Consider the following 5,230-nt stretch of genomic DNA (forward strand, 5'->3'; position numbering starts at 1 on the left):
TCTTTTATAATCATAACTTCATTATCTTTTATATTATTGAGAATAACTTTAGTAAACCCAATATTTACTTTCTCAATATTGATTCCATTAAATGTGCTATTTATATTCAAATTTTCATTGTTATGTTTAATGGAAATTGTTTTTCTATAGAATTTCTTTTGAATATTATCAATAGAGTTATCCCAAATTATCAACCCTGATTCCATCAATATCACTCTACTACATAATTCCTCGATATCCTTGATATTATGCGAAGTAAGAACAAGTATTGAATTTCTATTATTTAGTTTATATTCTTTAAGCAATTTAATAATTTCATTTCTCGTTATAAAATCTAACCCAATAAATGGTTCATCAAAAAATAAAATGCTTGGATTATGCAATGTTGCAGCTGCTATTTCACATTTGACGCGTTGACCTAAACTAAGTTTTCTAAGTGGTTTATCCCAATATTTTCTGATTTCCAATTTGCTATCCAATTCATTTATTTTAGTTTCAAAATGTTTATCGGTAAGTTTGTATATCTTTTTTAGAATATGCAAACTTCTTTTTACTGATACATCCCACCATAAATTACTTTTTTGTCCCCATACTACTCCAATATCCCTAACAATTCTTATTCTATTGTTCGAAATGTTTATATCATCATACGAAATTTCTCCTTCTCTAGGGCTTAATATCCCTAGCATCACCTTTAATAATGTAGACTTACCTGAACCATTAAAACCTAATAACGCAACACTTTCACCGTTCAAAATATTCATGTTAATTCCGCTGAGTGCTTCTTTATTTTCCTTTGCATACTTAAAAAATATTTCTCTAACTTTTATCATACTTATCTCCTAACTATTTACACTCTGATATTTCTTACTCATTCTATTAAAAATAATTACAGACAATCCTAATATTATCATCGATATGACACTTGAAATAAAAATAGAAAAACAAATACCACGATCTGCACTAATCAACAATGTGGCTGGAATATAAACCACATAATATATAGGAATTACTATTATCAAAAAATACTTAACAATACCCGTTAAATATTTTAAGGGATAATAACCAATATTAGATGAAGTATCCACAAATAAATTTAGGAATAAGTTACCATTTTCAGAAACGAAACAAAGGGCTCCATAACATATTAGCAATCCAACATACATAATTGTCGTGTTTAATATGATTAAACTAGTTATAAATGCAAAATTGTAAATAGGTGTATTTACATATTGATAGTAAATAATTAATACTACGATTCCTTGAAAAATTCCTGCAATTCTTCTTAAAAATAAATTAGATGAAATTATTTGAAAAATAATTGGTAATGGTCTAATGTAAAAAACATCTAAATCACCTGTCATTGTCAAAACATGAAAGTTATCAAATGATCTTGCAATCATTCTTGCCAAATTATATGAAATTGTAATCAATCCGAACATGTAGATTGTTTCTATAAAATTTTGACTTCCAATTTCAACATAATTAATCATTAATAAATATAAGCCAATGAAGTTCACAAATGAATATATAGTCCATATAATTAATTGAAGGATAAAATCACATCTATATGACAACTGGCTTTCTACACTAACCTTAACAATACTAAAATAAAGTCTAATATACTTGTATACAGTCATCGATTTATTACCCTCCATATATTTGTATTTTTTTAGTATTATTCAAGAAAAAACATTTCCCTATTAGATATAAAATGATTATCCATAGAATTTGTAGACTTAAATCACCAATACTACTTGTACCAATTAAGAAACCTATAGGTATGTCAATAACAAATGCGAACGGTGTAATTTGTGCAATCTCAACAAAAGCATTTGGTAGAAGAATAAACGGAATTAAAGCTCCCGAAAATAATGAACTTATACATGTCAGAATAGCTTTTAGCGAATTGTAATTATGGATAACGAATGCAAATGAATAAACCATTTCTGATATTAAAACAGCAATAATCAATCCTAAAATTAATGATATTAAAAACAATAATACAAAATAAATATTTACTTTATTGAAAAATAATGATATCAAAATTCCCAGTAATATAAATGTTATTCCTTGTATTAAACGTTTCAATGACTCTCCAAAATCTTCCATACAAATATATAAAAACATATCAATTGGACGTATATAATATTTACTAATTTCTCCTTTTTTTATCGTTTTACAAAATTCAGGAATAAGAGTTGTCATTGACGCTTGAAAAATTGACGTTGAAATCAAAATATAAACCAATAAATCATTAGTAAATTCATTAAATATCGAGAATACAGAAAATTCAACAAATATTGTTATTGCTAAAAAAAATAAATTTAAATACACACTGTTTTTATACATTTTAAGTTTATCTAATTGTAACTTAATAATCTCAATAAACATTTTCTCTCTCCTATTAAATAAAGAAGGAGCAAAATTTGCTCCAAAAACTAATTGCACATAGTTATTAACAGTTTTATATCTTCCTCACAATTTGTATAAATACTAAAATCCATGTTAAAACTTACTTGTTATATTACCGTATTTCTCCAAATTCATTAATGCACATTCTTTTTTATAAAATAAGAATATAAATGCAGTTATCGCAAAATAAGTAAGATGATAGAAAGAAAGCTTACTCCATAATTTTACACATTACTCTTCAATTTAACCTGCATTATTTTTCATTTACAAACGCAAATAAGAAATTTATTTACTATCAGTATCTAAAAATGCAACAAACATCATTGCTAATCATAACAAGTTCAAAACGTTTCATTTCACAACTCAACTTTCTTTCTTTAGATACATCATAATTATTTAAACTACTCAAAACAATATTCTATGTTCGAATAGTCATTTTTTTGGTTCGAATAGTTTCAATTTAGAATAATATAAAGATCAATTCATGATAAAATTAAGATATATTAGAGAGGATATTTAAGATGATAAAAATTGCGATTGTTGATGATGACACATTATTTCTTAATTCATTTACTGAATATTTTAAAAATACCGATAAATATTCACTTTCTTCATACTCTGACCCTAAGCTCTTTTGTAAAGAATATTTCTCCCAAGAATATGATGTAATATTTTTAGATATAGAAATGCCTTCCTTAAGCGGAATAGAGATTCATGATTTTTTGAAGAACAATAATTCTTAAAGCTTAATTATTTTTGTTTCCAATCAAGATAAATATATACTAAACTGTTTTGATATAAACGTAATTGGATTTATTCAAAAATCTAAAATTGATTTACAATTACCTAATATTTTGAAAAAAATTGAAAACAATTTTATACAATCAATCCATAGATTTCAAACTCGATATGGATATATCACTTTAAAAAACAATCAAATATCTGCAATCGAAGTTATTAATAGAAAAGTTGAATTACATGCAAAAAACGAAATTTATATACTAAAAAATGAAAAGATAAGTTCTATACACAGTATTCTTAATGATGATTTTTTCCAGATTAATCGCTCAACAATTATAAATTTGCACAAAATTATATCCATAAAAGACAATCAAATTTTTGTCAAAAACATAAAAAAAGCTTTTTTATTAAGCAAATATAGAAAAAAAGATTTCTATTCCAAATATGTTAGTTTAACAAAAGCGAGGAATTATTAATGATTATCCTAAACTATATTTATTGCTTCCTTGAACTATATACACTTTTTATATTATGCGATATATTTATAGATAAAAAATATCCAAACACTATTAATATGTTTGTTTTAATTCTCTTTTCGATCATTAATGTTGTACTAGCTCAAATATTTTCAAATACCTTAAGTTCAATTTTGCTTATTTCCATAGGAATTCTCATGTGTTTTTTTCTATTTCAACAACATAAAAAAGAAATTATATTTTTATCTCTTGCATTATTTATTGTTGTTGGAATAACTTCAATTATTACAATCAACCTCATATCACTAATTAGTGGGTTATCTTCTACTGCACTACTTACAGATCCCTCGATTTATCTCTTTGGAGGTATATTTAATAAATTAATCCCTCTAATTCTTGTATTACTAATTCGAAAGCATAAAAATAATAATGAAATTATTAAAAAACAAAATATCATTGTCTTCTTTTCACTACTAATATTTCTATTTATTATAATTGTTGCACAATACTCACTTGTACTTACAATTCAAAAGAATTCATCTAGAATACTATCTCTAGTAACATCATTTCTATTAATAGTCATTTTTATTATTATAGTTATTATGTTAAACAAATATAATGATATTCAAAAAAGTAATTTAATTAATCAATATAACAGTAATATTATGGCACTTTACAAAGAATATGAAATTAACTTAAATATAAATAAAGAAGAAATCATCATGATAAAACACGATTTAAAATATCACTTCCAATTATTTAAAACATTAATTCTCGATAAACAATATGATAAGGCAATAGACGTTATTGACCAATTAATTGAAAAGACAGATTCTATATCCCCAACGGTTTATAGTAATAACATTGTATTGGATAGTATAATTAATAACTTCATCACCGAGAATTCAACCATCCAATTCACAGTGGACATAAATACCTCTTTATCTTTACTCAATGAATTAGACACTTGCATTCTATTTTCAAACTTGTTAAGTAATGCGGTATATAGTTCATTAAAATCTAATAAAAAAATCGTTGAAATAACTGTATTAGAAAATGAATACTTCTATGTAATTGAGGTGATAAACTCAATAGAATCAGAATACAGTGATATCACTATCACTTCAAAAGAAAATAATGGAACACATGGATATGGTCTAAAAAATATTTATTCCATTATTCGTAAATTCAAAGGAAGTTACCATATCGATCAAACTAATTATCTATTTAGCTTCAAAATTTTATTTCCAAAGGTAATTGTCGATGAGAAACATTAGTGAAAAAATTGCAATATATCTAAATGAGTCATTAGATAATCTTTATCCATTAAATAGATTAAGGTATGGTGTTGAATTATTTTTAAGTCAATTTATTTTAGTTCTATCTATGTTAATTATCTCATTTGCTACACATACGACTAAACAAGTAGTAGAATTTATGATATTTTTGATTTTGATTAGAACATTTTGTGGTGGATATCATTCAGATACATACCTTATGTGTTTCTTCATTACTAATGGAATTTGTTTTATATCTATTTTTATTGGAATTACATATAACAATTCTATTCTATATAAAATTATTTCAATACTATCTTA

At 24.5% G+C, this 5,230-nt stretch carries 7 protein-coding genes; 4 read left to right on the forward strand and 3 right to left on the reverse strand.

Annotated elements, in window-relative coordinates:
* The 3 genes from RR430_RS08780 to RR430_RS08790 all read right to left on the reverse strand — a co-directional run.
* The coding region (locus RR430_RS08780) for an ATP-binding cassette domain-containing protein (RefSeq protein WP_332483261.1) at nt 1-833 on the reverse strand (833 nt) is incomplete at its 3' end.
* Nucleotides 834-842: 9 nt separating this feature from the next.
* Nucleotides 843-1,640, reverse strand: coding sequence for an ABC-2 family transporter protein (locus RR430_RS08785; protein ID WP_332483260.1), 798 nt, complete (start codon nt 1,638-1,640; stop codon nt 843-845).
* A gap of 7 nt (nt 1,641-1,647) precedes the next feature.
* Nucleotides 1,648-2,394 (reverse strand): ABC-2 family transporter protein, encoded by a 747-nt coding sequence (locus tag RR430_RS08790; RefSeq protein ID WP_332483259.1) that lies wholly within the window; start codon nt 2,392-2,394, stop codon nt 1,648-1,650.
* A 542-nt stretch (nt 2,395-2,936) separates the two neighbouring features.
* On the opposite strand from RR430_RS08790, the gene RR430_RS08795 reads away from it, so the two are divergent.
* The 4 genes from RR430_RS08795 to RR430_RS08805 all read left to right on the forward strand — a co-directional run.
* Nucleotides 2,937-3,158 (forward strand): response regulator, encoded by a 222-nt coding sequence (locus tag RR430_RS08795; RefSeq protein ID WP_332508940.1) that lies wholly within the window; start codon nt 2,937-2,939, stop codon nt 3,156-3,158.
* 111 nt (nt 3,159-3,269) lie between these two features.
* Nucleotides 3,270-3,632 carry a LytTR family transcriptional regulator DNA-binding domain-containing protein gene (locus RR430_RS09330; RefSeq protein ID WP_442879641.1) on the forward strand — a complete coding sequence of 121 codons (363 nt, stop codon included), beginning with the start codon at nt 3,270-3,272 and terminating at the stop codon, nt 3,630-3,632.
* 197 nt (nt 3,633-3,829) lie between these two features.
* The gene (locus tag RR430_RS08800) at nt 3,830-4,909 is read left to right on the forward strand and encodes a GHKL domain-containing protein (RefSeq protein WP_332483257.1); all 1,080 of its coding nucleotides are present in this window, start codon (nt 3,830-3,832) and stop codon (nt 4,907-4,909) included.
* A partial coding sequence (locus tag RR430_RS08805; protein ID WP_332483256.1) for an accessory gene regulator B family protein occupies nt 4,896-5,230 on the forward strand: 335 nt, incomplete at its 3' end. The genes RR430_RS08800 and RR430_RS08805, both read left to right, overlap by 14 nt.

The sequence above is a fragment of the Anaerorhabdus sp. genome (assembly GCF_036641015.1).
GTDB lineage: Bacteria > Bacillota_I > Bacilli_A > Erysipelotrichales > Erysipelotrichaceae > Anaerorhabdus.

What these genes read in the sequence shown, in the direction of transcription:
- RR430_RS08790 (WP_332483259.1), bottom strand. Translation starts at nt 2,394, where the DNA reads ATGTTTATTGAGATTATTAAGTTACAATTAGATAAACTTAAAATGTAT.
- RR430_RS08795 (WP_332508940.1), top strand. Translation starts at nt 2,937, where the DNA reads ATGATAAAAATTGCGATTGTTGATGATGACACATTATTTCTTAATTCA.
- RR430_RS08800 (WP_332483257.1), top strand. Translation starts at nt 3,830, where the DNA reads ATGTGTTTTTTTCTATTTCAACAACATAAAAAAGAAATTATATTTTTA.
- RR430_RS08785 (WP_332483260.1), bottom strand. Translation starts at nt 1,640, where the DNA reads ATGACTGTATACAAGTATATTAGACTTTATTTTAGTATTGTTAAGGTT.